Below are 20,280 nucleotides of genomic sequence, written 5' to 3' on the forward strand. Positions count from 1 at the left end.
AGTAGACGATCTCAGGATCCCCCTAGGAGGACGCGCATGGCCCGTATCGGCGAAAGCGCTGACCTGTTCAAGTGCTCATTCTGCGGAAAGAGCCAGAAGCAGGTTCAGCAGCTCATCGCAGGACCCGGTGTGTACATCTGCGACGAGTGCGTCGAGCTGTGCAACGAGATCATCGAGGAGCGGATGGCCGAGTCCTCCGCCGACGGCACGGCGGACTTCGAACTCCCCAAGCCGCGCGAGATCTTCTCTTCCTCGAGGAGTACGTCGTCGGACAGGAGCCAGCCAAGAAGGCACTGGCCGTCGCGGTGTACAACCACTACAAGCGGATCCGCGCGCACGGCACCCTCCAGACGGCCGAGCAGAAGGCCGAGAGCGTCGAGATCGCGAAGAGCAACATCCTGCTCATCGGGCCGACCGGATGCGGCAAGACCTACCTCGCCCAGACCCTCGCGAAGAAGCTCAACGTGCCGTTCGCTGTCGCGGACGCCACGGCGCTCACCGAGGCCGGCTACGTCGGCGAGGATGTCGAGAACATCCTGCTCAAGCTCATCCAGGCGGCGGACTACGACGTCAAGCGCGCAGAGCAGGGCATCATCTACATCGACGAGGTCGACAAGATCGCCCGCAAGGCGGAGAACCCCTCGATCACCCGCGATGTCTCAGGTGAGGGCGTCCAGCAGGCCCTGCTGAAGATCATCGAGGGAACGGTCGCATCGGTGCCCCCGCAGGGTGGGCGCAAGCACCCGCACCAAGAGTTCCTCCAGATCGACACGTCCAACGTGCTGTTCATCGTCGCGGGCGCGTTCGCGGGCCTCGAGGACATCGTGTCGGCACGCGTCGGCAAGCACGGAATCGGCTTCGGTGCTCCGCTGCACGACAAGGGCAAGGACCTCGACCTGTTCAGCGAGGTGCTTCCGGAGGACCTGCACAAGTTCGGTCTGATCCCCGAGTTCATCGGTCGTCTTCCGGTCGTGACATCGGTGTCTCCGCTCGACCAGGATGCGCTCATCGACATCCTCACGGGTCCGCGCAACGCACTCGTCAAGCAGTACCAGCGCATGTTCGAACTCGACGGCGTTCAGCTCGAATTCGAAGAGGGCGCGCTCCGTTCGATCGCCGACCTCGCCGTCGAGCGCAAGACCGGCGCTCGCGGACTGCGGGCCATCCTCGAAGACGTGCTCGGTCCGATCATGTTCGAGATCCCCTCGGCCGAAGACGTCGCCAAGGTCATCGTCACCCAGGCGGCCGTCGACGAGGGCGCTCCGCCGACGATCGTGATGGAGCGCAAGCGCAAGAGCGCGTGAGTTCCGCTCCCTCGCCCTGGCGGGTGGTCGACAGCAAGCTGGTGCATGCAGACCGCTGGATCCGCGTGCGCGCGGATGACTGCGTCGACGAGCGAGGACACTCGATCGCTCCGTACTACGTGCTCGAATACGGCGACTGGATCTCGGTGCTCGCCGTCGATCGGGATGGCCACGCGATCGTCGTCGACGAGTATCGCCATGGTGCAGGAATCGTCGCGGTCGGGACGATCGGTGGCGGTGTGGAGGCCGGCGAGTCACCGGAAGTGGCCGCGATCCGCGAGCTGCGCGAGGAGACCGGGTACGAGCCCGACGAGATGATCGACCTCGGTCCCACCTGGGCCAACTTCGGCAGCCACACCAACCGGGTGCATCACTTCCTCGCGCGGGGCTGCGTGCGAGTCACCGAGCAGTCGCTCGATGAGAGCGAGGCGATCGCCGTGCACGTCGTGTCTCTCGACGGCCTCGGCGATCACCTCGCGCAGAGCTACCACCAGCTCACCTGGTACAAGGCGATGGAGCTGCTCGACCGCTGAGGTCACGTGGCGTGCGACCTGATCACGCCTCGAGTCCGCGCCGCTTCAGGAGCGGTGCGATCTCTGCATCGCGCCCGCGGAAATCGCGGTAGGCGTCGAGCGGATCCTTGGACCCTCCGACGCCGAGGAGACGGGAGCGGAACCGGTCGCCGTTCTCGCGGGTGAGTCCGCCGTTCTCGCGGAACCACTCGACGGTGTCCGCGTCGAGAACCTCACTCCAGATGTAGGAGTAGTAGCCGGCGCTGTATCCGCCCGAGAAGACGTGTGCGAAATAGGTCGACGAGTAGCGGGTCGGCACGGCAGGATCGTCGAGTCCGATGTCGGCGAGGGCGGCGGCCTCGAAGTCGGCCACGTCGAGGATCTCCGTCTGCGTGCTCACGCGATGCCATGCCTGGTCAAGCCAGGCGGCTGCGAGGTATTCGCTCGTGTCGTGGCCCTGGTTGAACGTCTCCGTCGCGCGCAGTCGTTCGACGATCGCGGGGTCGAGCGGCTCTCCCGTCTCATGATGCCGGGCATAGTTGTCGAGGACCTCGGGCCACAGGATCCACATCTCGTTCACCTGACTCGGGAACTCCACGAAGTCGCGGAAGACGTTCGTTCCGGCGAAGTGCGGGTAGGTGACGACGGCGAAAAGGCCATGCAGAGCGTGGCCGAACTCGTGGAAGAGCGTCGTGACCTCGTCGAGGGTGAGCAGCGTGGGCTCTCCCTCTCCGGGGAGCGCCACGTTGAGGTTGTTGACCACCACGGGCAGCGTCCCGCGCAGGCGCGACTGGCTCACGATCGGATTCATCCAGGCGCCACCGCGCTTCGAGTCGCGGGTATAGAGATCGAGCACGTACAGTCCGACCGCGCTCCCGTCCGCGTCCCTCACCTCGAACACACGCGCACCCGGGTGGTAGGCCCGGAGGTCCCGGCGCTCTGCGAACGTCACCCCGTAGAGCTTCGTCGCAGCGAAGAACACGCCGTCCTTCAGGACCCGCTCGGCCTCGAACCACGGACGGAGCGCGCTCGTGTCGATCGCGTATCGGGCGGTCCGCACCTTCTCCGTGTAGAAAGCCCAGTCGTGCGCCTCGACCGCGAAGGGCGTCGCCTCGGTCTCGTCGACGATCGCCTGCAGGGCTTCCTTCTCGGCTCGTGCGTTGCGTGCAGATGGCGCCGCGAGATCGCGCAGCATCCGCTCGACCGCGTCCGGCGTGCCGGCCGTCTCGTCTGCCGTCACGTACGCGGCGTGCGAGGCATAGCCGAGCAGTGCCGCGCGCTCGGCGCGGAGGCGCACGATCTCGGCGAGCACGGGACGATTGTCGTTCCCGTTGTTACGCGACGCGCGCGACTGCGAGGCCGCCAGGATGCGGCGACGCGACTCGCGATCGCGGAGCTGCGCCAGGTACGGATGCCCGGTGAACAGCGGGAGGGAGATGACGAAGCGTCCGTCGAGGCCGCGATCCGCCGCCGAGCGAGCCGCTGCGGAGAGCTCACCGCTGCTGAGGCCCGCGAGCTCCTCGGGCGAGTCGAACACCACCGCGAGGTCGTTCGTGTCGTTGAGGAGGTTGCGCTCGAAGGTGTTGTTCAGCGTCGACAGCTGCTGGTTCAGGGCGGTGAGTCTGCTCTTCGCCTCGTCGCCGAGGGCCGCGCCCGCGTGGGTCATCTCGCGGTGGTGCCGTTCGACGAGGTACCGCTGCTCATCATCGAGCTCGAGATCGTCGAGGTGCGAGTGCACCTGCTGGACGCGCCAGTACAACGCAGCGTCGAGAGTGATGGCATCCTGATGGGCCGCCATGAGAGGAGCGAGCTGTTCGTCGATCTCCTGGATCTCCGGCGTCGCATCGGCCGAGGTCACGGTGTAGAACGCGTGCGCGACGCGGTCGAGCAGCTCTCCTGAGCGCTCCAGCGCCTCGATCGTGTTCTCGAAGGTGGGCATCGAGCGCACCATCGTGATCCGGGCGATCTCTCGGAGGTGCTCGTCGAACGCGGCCTGGAATGCCGGCAGGTAGTGCCCGGGCCTGATGGCAGCGAAGTCGGGAAGACCGTAGGGGAGCGTGGACGGCTGAAGCAGGGGATTCGCGACGTCGGTCATCCTCTGAGCCTAGCCATCACCCGCTACAGGGACTCGCTTCCCGGCGGCGGCGTCCGTGACGACACGGGCTCTGGCCGTGTGACGCAGACACGTGCAAAGGTTAATTTGCAAAGAATAGCTTGCAAAGAAGTCTTTGCAAGAGTACGGTCGACGGTATGGAAGACGAACTGCAGTTGCGACGCCTCGACGCGGGGGCGCTCAAAGCCCTCGCTCACCCGCTGCGTGTGAGGATCTTCGACCTGCTCAGCACTCACGGGCCACAGACGGCGAGTTCGCTCGCCTCGATGCTGGGTGAGACGTCCGGGTCGACCAGCTATCACCTGCGAACGCTCTCGGCACATGACCTCATCCACGAGGTCGAGGGCCGCGGCACGGCGCGAGAGCGCTGGTGGGAGCTTCCCGAAGGACGCATCGACATCCCCGGTCCCAGTCAGAGCATGTCACCGGCGAATCGAGCCGCGGCGCAGATCGTCTCGTCCGAGTTCTTCCGACTTCGCCACGAGACCCTGATGTCCTACGTGAATCGGCCGGACACGGACGTGCCCGAGGGCTGGAAGGACACCGGGTTGATCGCCACGACTCTGCTCGAGATGACCCCCTCGCAGATGGCGGGTCTCAAGGATGAGCTCATGGCGGTGGTCGACAGCGCGGTCGAGCGATTCCGCGGCCAGACCGGGCCGGATGTGCGCCGGGTGTCGCTGCGCACCGAGCTCTTCGACCTGCCGGCCTCCGGTGCTGTGCTCGCGGATGCCGCCGACTCGAAGACGGAGGAATCATGACCAGCGCGACCATCCGACTCGTCGCCCCGACGCGCACTGAGCGCAGGCTGCTCGGCCTCGCCGGGCTGCTCACGGCCTTCGTGGAACGTCGCATCGAACGTCGGGCCGAGAAGCGGACGCTCGCGCTGGATCTCCTGCGCGAGCAGCAGACCAGACGCCAGGATCCCCACGCCGTCGACCACATGCTCGCGCAGCTCGGCCTGCCGCGTCGATGACATCGCCACACGCAGCGAAGCCCCCTGTCTGGAGTTCCGGACAGGGGCTTTCTGATCAGAGTTCGTCAGTCCTCGAACGGGCGGGCGATCACGTCGCCGGCCCCGGTCTGCACGACCTCCCAGCCCGCATCGAGCTCGGCGATCGCGCGGCCCTCGAGCCATGTGAGCGTCCAGTGTCCGGTGAGGCCGCGGGATTCGACCTCGGCGATCGCCGGCCGGAGCGCGGCGGGAACGGATGCCGGCGGCTCCGAGCCGGTGGCCCACCGCGTACCCAGCTGCATCATGCCCCTCGACCGGAGCGAGCTCGATCGCGGTGACCGCGAACTCGTCGGCCTCGGTGAACTCGAGGTCGGCGATGCGGCCGACGGCTTTGAGATCTTCGGCTGCGGCGCGGAGTGCGTCGAGCTTGGCGGCGGGCGCCGCGATCGCGGCACGAGATACCGGAGTCTTCTGCGATGCCTTCGCCTCGGTCTTGGCGCGGCGGATGCCGATCAGTGCCTCACTCGCGGCCGACAGCACCGCCGTGTCACCGGCGATGCCGAGAGGTTCCGGCCACGCGGCGGTGTGGACCGAGCCTTCTTCGAACCACGACCACACCTCTTCGGTCGCGAACGAGAGGATCGGTGCGAGAAGGCGCAGCAGCGTGGACAGCGCCAGGCGCAGTGCGAGTGCCGCGGAGGCCTGGCCCACGTCGTTCTGGTTGTAGGCGCGCTCCTTGACGAGCTCGAGGTAGTCGTCGCAGAACGTCCAGAAGAACGCCTCGGTGACCTCCAGCGCCTTGGCCTGGTCGTAGTTCTCGAACGCCTTGGTCGCCTCGGCGATCACGGCGTCGAGGCCTGTCAGCATCGAGGCGTCGAGGGCGTGCGTCACCTGGGCGCCTTCGGGCACCGGGAACGACAGCACGAACTTCGCCGCGTTGAGCACCTTGATCGACAGTCGGCGGCCGATCTTGACCTGCGTCGGGTTCTGCGGGTCGAAGGCGGCATCCATTCCCAGGCGGCTGGAGGCGGCCCAGTAGCGCACGGCATCCGATCCGTAGGTCTCGAGGATGTCCGCCGGCGTGACGACGTTGCCCTTCGACTTCGACATCTTCTTGCGGTCGGGGTCGACGATGAAGCCCGAGATCGCGGCGTTGCGCCACGGCGAGCGCCCGTCTTCGAGGGTCGAGCGCAACATGGTCGAGAAGAGCCAGGTGCGGATGATGTCCTGTCCCTGCGGGCGCAGGTCGAACGGTGCCGTGAGCTGCCACAGCTCCTCGTCGCGCTGCCATCCACCGGCGAGCTGCGGAGTGAGCGACGAGGTGGCCCAGGTGTCGAGGATGTCGGCCTCGGCCTCGAAACCACCGGCCACGCCGCGCTGATCCTCGGTGTATCCCTCCGGCACGTCGGTCGTCGGGTCGATGGGGAGACTGGCGTGATCGGGAGCGATCACGCGGTCGTAGTCGCGCTCGCCGTTCTCGTCGAGGCCGTACCAGAGCGGGATCGGCACGCCGAAGAAGCGCTGACGCGACACGAGCCAGTCTCCGGTCAGACCTCCGACCCAGTTCTCGTAGCGAACCCGCATGAAGTCCGGGTGCCACGCCAGCTGCGTTCCGCGCTCGAGCAGCTCGTCGCGCAGGTTCGCGTCGCGTGCGCCGTTGCGGATGTACCACTGGCGGGTCGAGACGATCTCGAGAGGGCGGTCACCCTTCTCGAAGAACTTCACGGCGTGGTTGAACGGCTTGCCGACGGCCGTCATGTCTCCGGTCTCCTGCAGCTTCTCGACGATGGCCTTGCGCGCGGAGAACACCGTCTTGCCCGCGAGCTCGGCGGTGTACCAGTCGATCGCGTCGGCGTCGGCGACGATCGACGGCGCCGTCGGGAGGAAACGTCCGTCGAGGCCGATCGTGGTCATGTTCGGGAGGTGGTCGCCCGCCGCCGTGCGCAGCTCGCGCCACCAGATGATGTCGGTCACATCGCCGAAGGTGCATACCATCGCGGCGCCGGTGCCCTTGTCGGGCTGTGCGAGGTGGTGGCCGTGGATCTCGATCTCGGCGCCGAAGAAGGGCGTGCGCACCTTCGTGCCGATCAGGTGCTTGTGCGGGCCCTCGGGGTGGGTCACGATCGCGATGCACGCGGGAAGCAGCTCGGGGCGGGTGGTCTCGATCGTGATCGAGCCGGATCCGTCGGCGAACGGGAAGTCGATGGTGTGGTACGCGGCCTGCTGGTCGCGATCCTCGAGTTCGGCCTGGGCGATCGCCGAGCGGAAGTCGATGTCCCACAGCGTCGGAGCGAGCGACTGATAGGCCTCGCCGCGCTCGAGGTTGCGCAGGAATGCGAGCTGGCTCTGACGGATCGTGTCGTCGGAGATGGTGCGGTAGGTCTGCGTCCAGTCGACCGAGAGGCCGAGCTGGCGGAACAGCGCCTCGAACTGCTTCTCGTCCTCGATCGTCAGACGTTCGCAGAGCTCGATGAAGTTGCGGCGGCTGATGGGCACCTGGTCGGCAGCGCGGCTGGACTTGTTGTCGCCGCCTTCGAACGGCGGGGTGAAGTCGCTCTGGTAGGGGAGCGTCGGGTCGCACCGCACGCCGTAGTAGTTCTGCACGCGGCGCTCGGTGGGCAGTCCATTGTCGTCCCACCCCATCGGGTAGAACACGTTCTTGCCGCGCATGCGCTCGAAGCGCGCCTTGACATCGGTGTGCGTGTAAGAGAAGACGTGCCCGATGTGCAGGCTTCCGGATGCGGTCGGCGGGGGAGTGTCGATCGAGTAGACGCCCTCGCGGCCGGACTCCGCGGCGCGGATGCGGTCGAACAGGTACGTGCCCCGCTCGGACCAGGTCTCACCCCACTTCGCTTCGAGACCTTCGAGTGCGGGCTTGTCGGGAATAGCGGACATGAAGGTTCTCCTCGAGCGATGTATGCGGCACTGTGTGAGCGTGCCTGAGTGTGGATTGTGTCCCACAGTCTAATCGCCCGCGGCAGTGCAGAGTTCCGGTCCTGCCGCGCAGCGCCGGGGGTGAAGAGGACGCTCTAGAATTGGATCCAGTCCAACAAACGACGCGTCCGCGTCCCTTCGCCTTCCCTCCCGAGGAACAGCATGCCCATCACCTTCCTGCGCCGCGCGATCCCGCTCGGTGCCACCGTCGCCGTGAGCGCCCTCCTGCTCAGCTCCTGCGCCGCGCCGTCCTCCGAGTCCGACGGCGGAGAGCTCGTCTGGTCGATCGAGGGCGCGAACCTCTCTGCCGGGCACATGGATCCGCAGGTGAGCCAGCTCGACGTCTCCGGCATGGTGCAGCGGGCAGTGCTCGACTCGCTGGTCTTCCAGGAGGACGACGGCTCGTTCAGCCCCTGGCTGGCGAAGGAGTGGACCGTCTCGGACGACAGCACGGAGTACACCTTCGTCCTCCGTGACGACGTGACGTTCACCGACGGCGAGGTCTTCGACGCCGAGGCGGTCAAGGCGAACTTCGACCGCATCGTCGACCCCGAGACGGAGTCGGCGCAGGCGGCGTCGATGCTCGGAGCAGACTTCTACGCGGGTACGGAGGTCGTCGACGAGCACACCGTCACGGTCAGCTTCACCCAGCCGTACGCGCCGTTCCTGCAGGCGGCCAGCACGCCGCAGCTCGGGTTCTACTCACCGGCCGTGCTGGCGGAGTCCGCCGACCAGCTGAAGGCCGGAGGGCCCGATGTCACGGTCGGCACCGGTCCGTTCGTGCTCACCGAGTACACGCCCGATCAGGAGCTGGTGTACACCCGGAACGATGACTACGCCTGGGGACCGCACGGCGAGGATGCGGCGGAGGTCGAGACGCTGCGCGTCGAGATCCAGCCGGAGGCCTCCGTGCGCACCGGCGTCGTGCAGAGCGGCGAGGCGGACCTCGCGAGCAACATCCCCCCGAACCTCGCGGGAGATCTCGGCGACGGCATCACCGTGGACTCGGTCGAGTACCCCGGCCTGCCGTACTCGCTGTACCTCAACGAGAAGTACGGTGTCTTCGCCGACGAGAAGGTGCGCCAGGCATTCGCTCGGGGCATCGACGTCGACGCCGCCGTCGAGGAGATCTTCTTCGGGCAGTTCCCACGAGCATGGAGCGTGCTCGGCTCGACGACTCCCGGGTACGACGCCTCCCTCGAGGACAGCTGGCCTTTCGATGCAGCAGCGGCGAACGCTCTCCTCGACGAGGCCGGCTGGACGGAGCGCGACAGCGACGGCATCCGCATGAAGGACGGTAAGCGCCTGTCGGCGCGGTGGATCGCATGGACCCCGGTGCCGGACGACCGGGCCGCCCTGGCGAACGCCATCCAGTCGGATCTCAAGGGGATCGGGTTCGAGGTCGTGCGCGAGGTGCTGGAGCCCGGCGCCTACAACGAGCAGTACGGTCCGAAGACCTTCGACCTGACGGACTGGGGATTCTCCGGCGTCGATCCCGACTTCCTCCGTGCGCACCTGCACACAGAGGGGTTCCAGAACGCCTCCCAGGTCACCGATCCGGAGATCGACGCTCTGCTCGACCAGGCCGTCGCCTCCAGCGACCAGGACGAGCGCAACAGCATCTACACGCAGCTGCAGGAGTGGAATGCGGAGTATACGGCCATCGTCCCGCTCTACAGCCCCTCGGCGATCACCGCCGTCGGCGAGCGGGTCAGCGGTCTCGACTACGACCTGTACGGACGTCCGCTGTTCTACGACGTGAGCGTCGGCTGACCGCTGAGTCGTCGAGCCCCCTTGGGCATATCGCTGCGGTATCGTTCGTGAGCGAGCGCCGCGTGCCGAAGGGTGCTCAGAGATCGTCGAGAGGGCGCCAACGGTGAAGGCAGCGCTCATCCGGATCGCCGGTCTCGCGGCATCCGTCGTGATCGTGCTCTGGGGCGCGGCGACACTCGTCTTCCTGGCGTTCCGCGTCATCCCGGGCGATCCGGTCTCGGTGATGCTCGGGCCGCAGGCTCAGGTGAGCGAGGCGGTCAAGGACGGCATCCGTGCGGAGCTCGGCCTCGATCGACCCCCGCTCGAGCAGTATCTGACCTTCATCGGTCAGCTCGCCCGGGGAGACCTGGGCGAGTCGTATCAGCTGCGGATGCCGGTGACCGAGGTCATCGGCCGTCAGCTCGGATCGACGCTGCAGCTCTCGGCGCTGGCTCTCGTGATCGCCGTGCTGCTCGCGCTCGCCGTCGCCCTGCTGGTGCGAGGCCAGGCAGGGCGAGCCGTCGCCGCGGGCATCGAACTCGTCATCCTGTCGTCGCCCGTGTTCTGGATCGGACTGATCCTGCTCAGCGTCTTCGCATTCGGACTGGGGTGGTTCCCTGTCTCGGGTGCCCGCAATCCGGCGACGATCGTGCTGCCGGCCATCACGCTCGCGCTTCCCGTGGCGGCGCTGCTCAGCCAGGTGCTGCGGGATGGACTCGTGCAGGCCGAGCGGATGCCGTTCGCCGAGACCGTGCGGGCGCGGGGTGCGAGCCCGTCCTGGTTCACGCTGCGTCACGGACTGAGACACGGTGCCGCGAATGCCGTGACCCTGGCGGCCTACCTGACCGGATCGGTGCTCGGAGGAGCGGTGCTCGTAGAGACCGTGTTCGCCAGGGCGGGCCTCGGCCGGGTCACCCTCGCGGCCATCACGAACCGCGATCTGCCGGTGATCACCGGGATCATCCTGCTCAGTGCCATCGTCTTCGTGATCGTGAACCTCGTGATCGAGCTGCTGCATCCGCTCATCGATCCTCGGCTGCGCACCGGGCGGGGAGGAAGGCGATGAAGCGCGCGCAGACCGTGCTGCTCTGGTGCGCCGTGGCCGTGCTGCTGGTGCTCGCATTCGCTGCGGCCTTCCCCGCTGTCCTCGCCACGCACGACCCTCTTCAGACCGACGTGCGCGCATCGCTTCTGCCGCCCAGCGCCGAGCATCTGTTCGGCACCGATCAGAGCGGGCGTGACGTCTACTCGCGCGTGCTCTACGGGGCCGGGCGCTCGATCGGCATCGGCCTGCTCGCCACGGGCATCGCGCTCGCCGTGGGGCTGCTCATCGGTGCGCTCGCCGGCCTCGCCCCGCGGGGAGTCGACGCAGCACTCATGCGGGTGAACGATGTGCTCATGGCCTTCCCCGAGTTCCTGGTCGCGCTCGTGGTCGTGGCGGTGCTCGGGCCCGGACCGGTCAACATCGCGATCGCCGTGACGCTCGCCGCCGTCCCCGTCTACATCCGGCTGGCGAGGGTGCAGACCCGCACCCTTCACAACGCCGAGCACGTCGAGGCCGCCCGGATCCTCGGCGTCCCCCCGGTGCCCGCGTTCGTCCGGCATGTCGTGCCGGGTGTGCTCGGGTCGCTGAGCGTGCTCGCGACGATCGGCATCGGCTCGAGCATCCTCGCGGCCGCCGGACTCAGCTTCCTCGGTCTCGGCCCGTCAGAGCCCACTCCCGAGTGGGGCCTCATGCTCGCCGGAGGACGCAACGTGCTCGGACAGGCCTGGTGGATCGCCGTGTTCCCCGGCATCGCGATCACCCTCACCGTGGTCGCGGCGACGATCGTCGGCCGCGTGCTGCGTGCCAGAGCAGAGGGGCGGACGTCGTGACGGAAGCGCTCGAGCTGCAGGGGTTGCGCATCGACTTCGGTGGGACGCCCGTCGTCGACGGGGTGTCGCTGTCGGTGGCGCGAGGGGAGTGCGTCGCCATCGTCGGTGAGTCGGGCGCGGGCAAGTCGCTCACCGCTCGGGCACTTCTCGGACTGACGCCCGCAGACGCACGCGTGCGGTTCGAACGGTTCACCATCGACGGGACGGATGTCGCGCGGTTCGGCGAGCGGCGTTGGCGGTCTCTGCGCGGCGCGGGCATCGCGCTCGTCTCGCAGGATGCCCTCGTCTCGCTCGATCCGCTGCAACGGGTGGGATCGGAGATCGCCGAACCCCTGCGTCTCCACGGCCTCAGGTCCGGACGAGCGGCGCTGCGCGAAAGAGTGCAGGAGCTGCTGCACCGCGTCTGGATGCCGGACGCCGCCCGCCGAGCGCGGCAGTACCCGCACGAGCTCTCCGGCGGACTCAGGCAGCGGGCACTGATCGCCTCGGCCATCGCGGCCGAACCCGCGATCCTCGTCGCGGACGAGCCGACCACGGCTCTCGATGCGACGGTGCAGGCGAGGATCCTCGGACTCCTCCGCGACATCGCCGACGCCGGCACCGCGATCGTGTTCATCAGCCACGACTTCGCGGCCGTCCGTCGCATCGCCGATCGCGTGCTGGTCATGCGCAACGGCGTGGTCGTCGAGTCCGGGCCCGTCGGCGAGGTTCTCGAGAAGCCGCAGCACGCGTACACCCGACAGCTGATCGCCGCGACGATGCACGAGCCGCGTGTGACCTCTACCGACGACGTGACACCCGTGCTCGTCGCCACAGGCGTCACCAGGACATACGAGGAGATCGCCGCCGTGAACGACGCGTCGTTCGCCGTGCATCAGGGACGCACACTCGGCATCGTCGGGGAATCGGGGTCGGGCAAGACGACGCTCGCCCGGATGATCGTCGGTGTCGAGCAGCCGGACGACGGCGGCCTGCGCTGGATCGGCGAGCACCGCGTGCAGCTCGTGCACCAGAATCCGCTCGGCGCATTCGATCCTCGATGGAGCATCGGGCGGTCGCTGAGGGAGGCGCTCGCCGCGGGCGGCGTGCCTCGGGCGCTGCGGGCCGCGCGGGTGTCCGAGCTTCTCGCCGAGGTCGACCTCGACCCCGTATTGGCGACCCGGAGGCCGTCCGCGCTGTCGGGTGGGCAACGACAGCGTGCCGCCATCGCTCGGGCACTGGCTGCCGAGCCCGAGGTGCTCGTGCTGGACGAGCCGGTGTCGGCTCTGGATCCGTCGGTGCGTGAGCGCGTGATCCAGCTGCTGCTGAGGCTGCAGCGCGAGCGTCGGCTGACCATGATCTTCGTGTCGCACGATCTCGATGTCGTCGGGGCGGTCGCCGACGACGTGCTGGTGATGCAGGACGGCGTCATCGTCGAACAGGGTGCAGTCACGGACGTGTTCGAATCGCCGCAGCATCCGTTCACTCAGGAGCTGCTCGACGCGAACCGGCCGGTCAGTCCCTGACCTGGATGCCGATCCCCGCCGCGAGTACCGGTGCGAGCTGCTGCACCTGGAAGCTGCTCAGGGTCGTGCCGCGGAGGCTGTTCGCATCGAGGAACGCCGAGGCGTCGAGCCCGCGCAGGTCGACGTGCGTGGCGCGCATGCCGCGGGAGTCCACCTCGTCGCAGCGCGTGTCGGTGAAGCGCACGCGGGTGAGCTCGGCCTGGGGCATGTCGATCGTCCGGATGCTGCACGCGGTGATCTCGACGTCCGTGGCCTTCGACGCCCCCAGGTTCAGATAGTCGATCCGCACGTCGCGGAGCTCCAGCTCGTCGATTCGGGCGCTGCTCAGATCGAGCGTGCCGATGCGTCCGCCGCTGATGCGCACGCGACGGATGCCGGCATCCCGCATCTTGAGCGAGGCGATGCGGACACCCGTCATGTCGACGTCGATGAGGGTGGCTCCGGTCAGATCGACGCTGTCGGCGTCGGCCGTGATCGTGCACTGCTCGAGTGAGGCGTGGGCGAGATCGGCTGCGACCTCGAGATCGAGCTGTGCCGCGAGCAGATCGGCGCTGCGCCGAGCCGTCGCCGACTCGAACTCGAGGGGAAGGTCGGGAGGCGATACGCGGGGAGCCGCAGGGGATTCGGGGGAGCGGGCCATGCTTCGAGGGTAGGGGGTGGGTGAGACACTCCTCGGTTCGGCTGCTCCTTCCTCGGTTCGGCTGCTCCTTCCTCGGTTCGGCTGCTCCTTCCTCGGCCGGATGCGCTTCACTCGGCCTATCGCGCTGAATCGGACCGAGGGAGGTGGATTCGGCCGAGCGAGAGCGGGAGCACGAGAGTGGCGAGCGAGCGACGTCTGCGGACGCCTCGACCGCTCCTGCACAGAACGCCACGAGACGCCGTTGTGCGCACAAGCCTGGAACGGGGGGCGACGCGCACGCGATACGTCCCACACTGGCTGGGTGCGGAGAACGTCAGAGGACTTGCTTTGCGACGATGACGGAGCTCGGCGGCGTCGTGCGTGTCACCGTCATCCAAGAGCGCGGATTCGCTCGGAGCCTGGTCGCGTCGGCGGTCGAAGGCGGTGTGCTGATCCGGCCGCGACGAGGATGGCTCGCGGTGCCTTCCGCCGACGGGATGCTGATCAGCGCGGCGCGCCGAGGCGTCGTGCTGACCTGCCGTACTCAAGCCGCTCGGCTCGGTCTCTGGCTGCACGACGATTCGGGCAAGCCACACGTCGCCGTCGGGCCGAACGCCGCGGGGAGGCGACGTGTCGACGCGCAGGTGCACTGGGGCAGTCCGATCGTGCCGCGTCATCCGGATGTGCTCGTCGATCCGATCGAGAATGTGCTGGCGTACATCGCTGAGTGCGAGCCTTTCGAGCGGGCGCTCGCGACCTGGGAGTCAGCGCTCAACAAGTCGCTCGTCACGATGGAAGCTCTGCGCGGATACTCGTGGAAGCCGGCGGCGCGGCTGATTCTCGAACGGGCCACTCCTTTCGCCGACGCGGGGCTGGAGACCTACCTTCGTGCGCGACTGCGGTGGTTGAGAGAGCCGATCCGCGTGCAGATCTGGATCGCGGGCCACCGCGTCGACGCTCTGATGGGCGACCGATTCGTCGTACAGATCGACGGGGCCCACCACGTCGGTGCGCAGCGATCCGAAGACATCCGGCACGATGCCGAACTGCGGCTGATGGGGTATCACGTGATGCGCGTGTCGTACACGCACGTCATGTTCGACTGGCACATCGTGCAGGACCTGATCATGCGCGCGGTCGCGCAGGGACTGCACCGCGCGGGGTGAGTGACCCGCCGTTCAGATGCTTCGCACCGTCGGACAGATCGTCGTGCCTCGGCCGAATTCCCGGAGACTGGCCGACGGAGGTGCATTCGGCCGACGCGGGCGCGGGCTCCGAAGACAGAACCGACGTCGGAAGCGCGCACGGACTTCGGCCGCGCTCAGGAGGCAGGAGGCGCACGCGCCGCACCGCGCGTACAATGGGAGACAAGAGCTGTGATCCGGACATCACCGGGGAGCTCTCGGAAGAACGGTCGGCTCGCGAGGGCGGACTCAGTAGAACCGAGCGGGGCAGGCCCGTCACAGCCGCAGTGAGAGTGGCTCCGCCGTGAGGCGCGGCACGCGAGGTGGTACCGCGGTCCCCGGAACGACAAGCCGGACGGATCGTCCTCGCAGCAGCATCCGCCACGACTCCTGCGAGACGACATGACCTACCCGCGTTCCTCCTTCGGCCCCGCCGCCGACCAGGCTGCCTCCGTCGCCCCGAGCCCTCGGTTCCCTCAGATCGAGCGCGAGGTGCTCGACTTCTGGGAGACCGATCAGACCTTCCGCGCCTCGATCGAGCAGCGCGAGGGCGAAGACGAGTGGGTCTTCTACGACGGCCCGCCGTTCGCCAACGGCCTGCCGCACTACGGGCACCTGCTCACGGGCTACGCCAAGGACGTCTTCCCGCGATTCCAGACCATGATCGGCAAGAAGGTCGATCGTGTCTTCGGCTGGGACACCCACGGTCTGCCCGCCGAGCTCGAGGCCATGAAGCAGCTCGGCATCACCGAGAAGAGCCAGATCGAGGAGATGGGCATCGACGTCTTCAACGCGAAGGCGAAGGACTCGGTGCTCAAGTACACGCATGAGTGGCAGGACTACGTCACTCGTCAGGCTCGCTGGGTCGACTTCGAGCGCGGATACAAGACGCTCGACCTCGGTTACATGGAGAGCGTGCTCTGGGCGTTCAAGACCCTGTTCGACAAGGGACTCGCCTACGAGGGATACCGCGTGCTGCCGTACTGCTGGCGCGACGAGACCCCGCTGTCGGCGCACGAGCTGCGCATGGACGACGACGTGTACCAGAACCGTCAGGACCCGTCGGTCACCGTCACGTTCCCGCTGACCGGTGCGAAGGCTGAGGCCCTCGGTCTCACCGCCGTGCGGGCACTCGCCTGGACGACCACCCCCTGGACCCTCCCCACCAACCTCGCGCTCGCCGTCGGCCCCGACATCGAGTACGTCGTGCTGCCCGCCGGTCCCGGAGGAGCTGCCGACGTGCACCAGGTCGCGGGAACGACGGATGCCGCCGTCGAGGCCTCGGCCCACCGCTACCTTCTGGCGCGTGAGCTGCTCGGCGGCTACGTCAAGGAGCTCGGATACGAGAGCCTCGACGAGGCGCTCGCCGCGGTCGACGCGACGGTGCGCGGAGCCGAGCTCGAGGGCGTCACCTACGACCGGCTCTTCGACTACTACGCCGACGCCGAGACCTACGGCACGGAGAACGCCTGGCGCATCCTCGTCGACGACTACGTCACGGTCAGCGACGGCACCGGCATCGTCCACCAGGCTCCTGCCTACGGTGAGGACGACCAGCGGGTGGCCGGTGCTGCCGGCATCCCGACGATCCTGTCGCTCGACGATGGCGGACGATTCCTGCCGAACGTCACCGACGTCGCCGGGCAGCTGTGGATGGACGCGAACACGCCGCTCATCCGCCTGCTGCGCACCGAGGGGCGCCTCCTGCGCGAGCAGAGCTACGTGCACTCGTACCCGCACTGCTGGCGGTGCCGGAATCCCTGATCTACAAGGCCGTGTCCAGCTGGTTCATCCGCGTCACCGACATCAAGGACGACCTGCTCGCGAACAACGAGCAGATCACCTGGGTGCCCGAGAACGTGAAGCACGGCCAGTTCGGCAAGTGGCTCGAAGGCGCGCGCGACTGGTCGATCAGCCGCAACCGCTACTGGGGCTCGCCGATCCCGATCTGGAAGAGCGACGACCCCGAGTACCCGCGCGTCGACGCCTACGGCTCGCTCGAGGAGATGGAGCGCGACTTCGGCACGCTCCCGCGCAACCCCGAGGGCGAGATCGACCTGCACCGCCCATACATCGACGACCTCACCCGTCCGAACCCCGATGACCCGACCGGCCGGAGCACGATGCGCCGCATCGAGGACGTCTTCGACGTGTGGTTCGACTCCGGCTCGATGCCGTACGCGCAGGTGCACTATCCGTTCGAGAACCAGGAGTGGTTCGACACGCATGCGCCCGCCGACTTCATCGTCGAGTACATCGGGCAGACGCGTGGCTGGTTCTACGTCATGCACGTGCTCTCGACGGCGCTGTTCGATCGACCGGCGTTCACGGGCGTCAGCTGCCACGGCATCGTCCTGGGCAACGACGGCTACAAGATGTCGAAGTCGCTGCGCAACTATCCGGACGTCTCCGAGGTGCTCGACCGCGACGGCTCCGACGCGATGCGCTGGTTCCTCATGTCGAGCTCGGTGCTGCGCGGCGGCAACCTCGCAGTGACCGAAGAGGGCATCCGCTCGGGCGTGCGCGAGTTCCTGCTCCCGCTGTGGAACTCGTGGTACTTCTTCGCGACGTATGCCAACGCGGCGAAGCCCGGCGGATACGAGGCGACCTGGCGCACTGATTCGACCGACGTCCTCGACCGCTACATCCTCGCTCGTCTGGGCGACCTGGTGCGCGAGGTGCGAGCGGACCTCGAGGGTCTCGACTCCACGACCGCGTCCGCGCGTCTGCGCGACTTCGCCGAGGTGCTCACCAACTGGTACATCCGTCGCTCGCGCGACCGGTTCTGGGAGGGGTCGAGCACAGACGCCTTCGACACGCTCTACACGGTGCTCGAGACGCTGACCCGGGTCGCCGCGCCTCTCGTGCCGCTCATCAGCGAGCGCGTGTGGCAGGGGCTCACGGGCGGACGCAGCGTGCACCTGCAGGACTGGCCGGATGACACCGCGTTCCCCGCGGCGGATGAGATCCGCGACGCGATGGATGCCGTTCGCGAGCTGTCGAGCGTCGGCAACGCCCTGCGCAAGAAGGAGAAGCTCCGTGTGCGGCTGCCACTCGCACGCCTCACGGTGGTGTCACCTCTGGCGGCCACGCTCGGCCAGTTCGAGGACATCCTGCGCGAGGAGCTCAACGTCAAGTCGGTCGAGCTCGTCCAGCAGTCGGACACGACCGCCGGCGGATACGGGATCAGCCACCGGCTGAGCGTGAACGCCCGTGCGGCGGGTCCGCGCCTGGGCAAGAACGTGCAGACGGTGATCAAGGCCGCGAAGTCCGGCGACTGGTCGGAGGTCGACGGCGTCGTGACCGCGGGTGGCATCGTGCTCGAGCCGAGCGAGTACGACCTCGTGCTCGAGACCACCGGCCGGCCCGAGGGGGAGGCGCTCGCGATCGTGCCGAGCGGCGGATTCGTGCTGCTCGACACGACGACCACTCCTGAGCTCGAAGCCGAGGGACTGGCGAGAGACGCCATCCGCGTCGTGCAGGAGGCCCGCAAGAATGCGGACCTCGATGTGAGCGACCGCATCGTTCTGGCACTGAACGTGGGCCCGGCCGATGCCGAGGCGCTGCAGGCGCATGCGGACCTGATCGCGGGGGAGACCCTGGCCGTCGCGTTCGCGGTGCAGGCGACCGACGACATGGACACCCTCGTGCAGGAGGTCACCAGCCCCGGTGACGGCGTCTTCCGCAGTGGTGCGACCGCCCTGGGCGCCGACAAGCGTCCGATCATCGTCACGATCGACGTCACGACGAAGGAGCCCGCCGCATGAGCGCACGCGACAAGGCCGATGCCGTCTACGACAAGCTGCTGAGTCGTGCGGGGGAGCGTTGGGTGCAGCCGCGCAAGGAGCGCACAGCGCGCATCCTCGCGTATCTCGACGATCCGCAGCGCACGTATCGCGTCGTCCACATCACGGGTACGAACGGCAAGACCTCGACCGCTCGCATGATCGAGACCCTGCTGCGCGCGCACGGGCTGCGCACGGGCCTCTTCACCAGTCCGCACCTCGAGCGCTTCACCGAGCGCATCGTGATCGATGGAGAGCCGATCGAGGATGCCGCCGTCGTCGACGCCTGGAACGAGATCGAACCGTTCGTCGAGATCGTCGACGCCGAACTCGAGGCAGCGGGTGAGGAGCCGCTCACGTTCTTCGAGCTGCTCACCGTGCTCGCCTTCGTGGCGGTGGCGGATGCCCCGGTCGACGTGCTCGTCCTCGAAGTGGGAATGGGCGGCGAGTGGGACTCGACCAACACGGCCGACGGTGATGTGGCGGTGTTCGCGCCCATCGACATCGACCACGCCGATCGTCTCGGCGGCACGATCGCCGAGATCGCGACAGTGAAGGCGGGAATCATCAAGGAGGGCGCTGCCGTCGTGTCGGCCCAGCAGCCCGCGGAGGCCGCCGAGGTGCTGCGCCGTGTCGCTGCCGAGAAGAACGCCACGATCGCCTTCGAAGGGGAGGAGTTCGGACTCGCCGAGCAGAAGCTCGCCGTCGGCGGACAGCTGCTGACCATCCGCGGTCTCGCCGGAGCGTATGTCGAGGAGTACCTGCCCCAGTACGGAGCGCACCAGGGACACAACGCGGCTCTCGCGGTCGCAGCCGTGGAGTCGCTCATCGGCGGGGCGCAGCAGCCGATCGCCGCCGACATCATCTCGGAGGGCCTGCAGGGCTCGACCTCGCCGGGGCGACTTCAGCTGTTGGGCGTCGCTCCCACGGTGATCGTGGATGCTGCGCACAACCCGCACGGCGCAGCCGCGCTCGTGCAGGCGATGGATGACAGCTTCGACTTCGACGAGTGGGGTGTGGTGCTCGGCGTGCTCGCGGACAAGGATGCCGCCGGTATCGTCTCGAAGCTCGCACCCGCGGCGGCCCATGTGTTCGCCACGGCGCCCGAGTCCGACCGTGCGAGCGACGCGGATCTCATCGCCGATCTCGTCGAGTCGACGGGACAGCGTGCGACGGTGCACCCGACGCTCGCCGAGGCAGCGGACGCCGCGCGCGAGTGGGCGGCGTCATCGGATCGCCGGGCCGTCGTGATCGCCGGCTCGGTCGTGCTCGCCGGCGAGGCGATCGCTCTCGCCGAGGAAGAGGACTGGAAGTCGGGATGGCGCGCGTGACCGCCGCATCCCGCCCGGCCCGTCCGCCGCGTCCCCCACGCACTCTGGTGCAGAAGCTGGCGCCGATCGTGCTCGGTTTCGAGTCCATCGTCGTCTTCCTCGCGGGGCTCACGGTCTTCGGTCTGAAGACGCTGCCCGCGGGCATCCCGCAATGGTGGGGGATCGTCGGCGGTGCCGTCGTCGGGCTCGCCTGCCTCGCCCTCGCCGGCATGATCACGAAGCCGTGGGCGATCACGGCGGGCTGGGTCCTGCAGGTCGTCATCGCTCTGGCGGCTATCCTGGTCCCCGCGATCCTGCTCGTCGTCGTGGTTTTCGGCGGCATGTGGGGGTATGCGACGATCATGGGGGCCCGATTGGACGCACGACGTCCCGACGGGCCCACGACTGAGACTCAGACAGAGAGTGAATGAC

12 protein-coding genes and 3 pseudogenes are annotated in these 20,280 nt (G+C 67.9%); 12 read left to right on the forward strand and 3 right to left on the reverse strand.

What is annotated here, in order from left to right:
- Positions 1-36: 36 nt before the first annotated feature.
- From ACZZ93_RS00340 to ACZZ93_RS00350, 3 genes and pseudogenes are all read left to right on the forward strand, one after another.
- A pseudogene (locus ACZZ93_RS00340) lies at positions 37-129 on the forward strand (ClpX C4-type zinc finger protein); the annotation flags it as partial.
- Between the two features lie 29 nt (positions 130-158).
- Positions 159-1,304, forward strand: a complete 1,146-nt coding sequence (clpX, locus tag ACZZ93_RS00345) for an ATP-dependent Clp protease ATP-binding subunit ClpX (RefSeq protein WP_463510250.1) — start codon at positions 159-161, stop codon at positions 1,302-1,304.
- Positions 1,301-1,837: an NUDIX hydrolase gene (locus ACZZ93_RS00350; RefSeq protein ID WP_320488706.1), complete on the forward strand. Its 537-nt coding sequence runs from the start codon at positions 1,301-1,303 to the stop codon at positions 1,835-1,837. Before clpX ends, ACZZ93_RS00350 begins: the two co-directional genes overlap by 4 nt.
- 22 nt (positions 1,838-1,859) lie before the next feature.
- Here ACZZ93_RS00350 and ACZZ93_RS00355 read toward each other — a convergent pair whose 3' ends face one another.
- On the reverse strand, positions 1,860-3,911 hold the full coding sequence (locus ACZZ93_RS00355) for a M3 family metallopeptidase (protein ID WP_463510251.1): 2,052 nt from the start codon (positions 3,909-3,911) through the stop codon (positions 1,860-1,862).
- A gap of 155 nt (positions 3,912-4,066) precedes the next feature.
- On the opposite strand from ACZZ93_RS00355, the gene ACZZ93_RS00360 reads away from it, so the two are divergent.
- Positions 4,067-4,690: an ArsR/SmtB family transcription factor gene (locus ACZZ93_RS00360; RefSeq protein ID WP_053096611.1), complete on the forward strand. Its 624-nt coding sequence runs from the start codon at positions 4,067-4,069 to the stop codon at positions 4,688-4,690.
- 503 nt (positions 4,691-5,193) lie between these two features.
- On the opposite strand, the pseudogene valS reads toward ACZZ93_RS00360, so the two are convergent.
- Positions 5,194-7,779: pseudogene (gene valS / locus ACZZ93_RS00365) on the reverse strand (valine--tRNA ligase); the annotation flags it as partial.
- 201 nt (positions 7,780-7,980) lie between these two features.
- On the opposite strand from valS, the gene ACZZ93_RS00370 reads away from it, so the two are divergent.
- The 4 genes from ACZZ93_RS00370 to ACZZ93_RS00385 all read left to right on the forward strand — a co-directional run bounded on the left by ACZZ93_RS00370 (position 7,981) and on the right by ACZZ93_RS00385 (position 12,950).
- A complete protein-coding gene (locus ACZZ93_RS00370; protein WP_285363325.1) occupies positions 7,981-9,591 on the forward strand; it encodes an ABC transporter substrate-binding protein in 1,611 nt (536 codons plus the stop codon).
- Positions 9,592-9,694: 103 nt separating this feature from the next.
- Positions 9,695-10,636, forward strand: coding sequence for an ABC transporter permease (locus ACZZ93_RS00375; RefSeq protein WP_056278920.1), 942 nt, complete (start codon positions 9,695-9,697; stop codon positions 10,634-10,636).
- On the forward strand, positions 10,633-11,445 hold the full coding sequence (locus ACZZ93_RS00380) for an ABC transporter permease (protein WP_463510252.1): 813 nt from the start codon (positions 10,633-10,635) through the stop codon (positions 11,443-11,445). The genes ACZZ93_RS00375 and ACZZ93_RS00380 overlap by 4 nt, the downstream gene beginning before the upstream one ends.
- Positions 11,442-12,950, forward strand: a complete 1,509-nt coding sequence (locus ACZZ93_RS00385; protein ID WP_463510253.1) for an ATP-binding cassette domain-containing protein — start codon at positions 11,442-11,444, stop codon at positions 12,948-12,950. The genes ACZZ93_RS00380 and ACZZ93_RS00385 overlap by 4 nt, the downstream gene beginning before the upstream one ends.
- Here the strand turns inward: ACZZ93_RS00385 and ACZZ93_RS00390 are convergent.
- A complete protein-coding gene (locus ACZZ93_RS00390) occupies positions 12,940-13,590 on the reverse strand; it encodes a pentapeptide repeat-containing protein (RefSeq protein WP_072591417.1) in 651 nt (216 codons plus the stop codon). The two genes, ACZZ93_RS00385 and ACZZ93_RS00390, sit on opposite strands and share 11 nt — an antisense overlap.
- A 335-nt stretch (positions 13,591-13,925) precedes the next feature.
- On the opposite strand from ACZZ93_RS00390, the gene ACZZ93_RS00395 reads away from it, so the two are divergent.
- From ACZZ93_RS00395 to ACZZ93_RS00410, 4 genes and pseudogenes are all read left to right on the forward strand, one after another.
- Positions 13,926-14,735, forward strand: a complete 810-nt coding sequence (locus ACZZ93_RS00395; protein ID WP_463510254.1) for an endonuclease domain-containing protein — start codon at positions 13,926-13,928, stop codon at positions 14,733-14,735.
- Positions 14,736-15,155: 420 nt separating this feature from the next.
- Positions 15,156-18,520: pseudogene (gene ileS, locus ACZZ93_RS00400) on the forward strand (isoleucine--tRNA ligase).
- Entirely contained in the window at positions 18,517-19,869 is a 1,353-nt protein-coding gene (locus ACZZ93_RS00405) for a bifunctional folylpolyglutamate synthase/dihydrofolate synthase (protein ID WP_463496720.1), read from the forward strand. Before ileS ends, ACZZ93_RS00405 begins: the two are co-directional and overlap by 4 nt.
- Positions 19,857-20,279, forward strand: a complete 423-nt coding sequence (locus tag ACZZ93_RS00410; RefSeq protein ID WP_053096593.1) for a DUF4233 domain-containing protein — start codon at positions 19,857-19,859, stop codon at positions 20,277-20,279. Before ACZZ93_RS00405 ends, ACZZ93_RS00410 begins: the two co-directional genes overlap by 13 nt.
- Position 20,280 lies beyond the last annotated feature (1 nt).

Source organism: Microbacterium sp. AC026 (assembly GCF_979258475.1).

What these genes read in the sequence shown, in the direction of transcription:
- ACZZ93_RS00395 (WP_463510254.1), top strand. Translation starts at nt 13,926, where the DNA reads ATGACGGAGCTCGGCGGCGTCGTGCGTGTCACCGTCATCCAAGAGCGC.
- ACZZ93_RS00370 (WP_285363325.1), top strand. Translation starts at nt 7,981, where the DNA reads ATGCCCATCACCTTCCTGCGCCGCGCGATCCCGCTCGGTGCCACCGTC.
- ACZZ93_RS00360 (WP_053096611.1), top strand. Translation starts at nt 4,067, where the DNA reads ATGGAAGACGAACTGCAGTTGCGACGCCTCGACGCGGGGGCGCTCAAA.
- ACZZ93_RS00405 (WP_463496720.1), top strand. Translation starts at nt 18,517, where the DNA reads ATGAGCGCACGCGACAAGGCCGATGCCGTCTACGACAAGCTGCTGAGT.
- ACZZ93_RS00410 (WP_053096593.1), top strand. Translation starts at nt 19,857, where the DNA reads ATGGCGCGCGTGACCGCCGCATCCCGCCCGGCCCGTCCGCCGCGTCCC.
- ACZZ93_RS00390 (WP_072591417.1), bottom strand. Translation starts at nt 13,590, where the DNA reads ATGGCCCGCTCCCCCGAATCCCCTGCGGCTCCCCGCGTATCGCCTCCC.
- ACZZ93_RS00380 (WP_463510252.1), top strand. Translation starts at nt 10,633, where the DNA reads ATGAAGCGCGCGCAGACCGTGCTGCTCTGGTGCGCCGTGGCCGTGCTG.
- ACZZ93_RS00355 (WP_463510251.1), bottom strand. Translation starts at nt 3,911, where the DNA reads ATGACCGACGTCGCGAATCCCCTGCTTCAGCCGTCCACGCTCCCCTAC.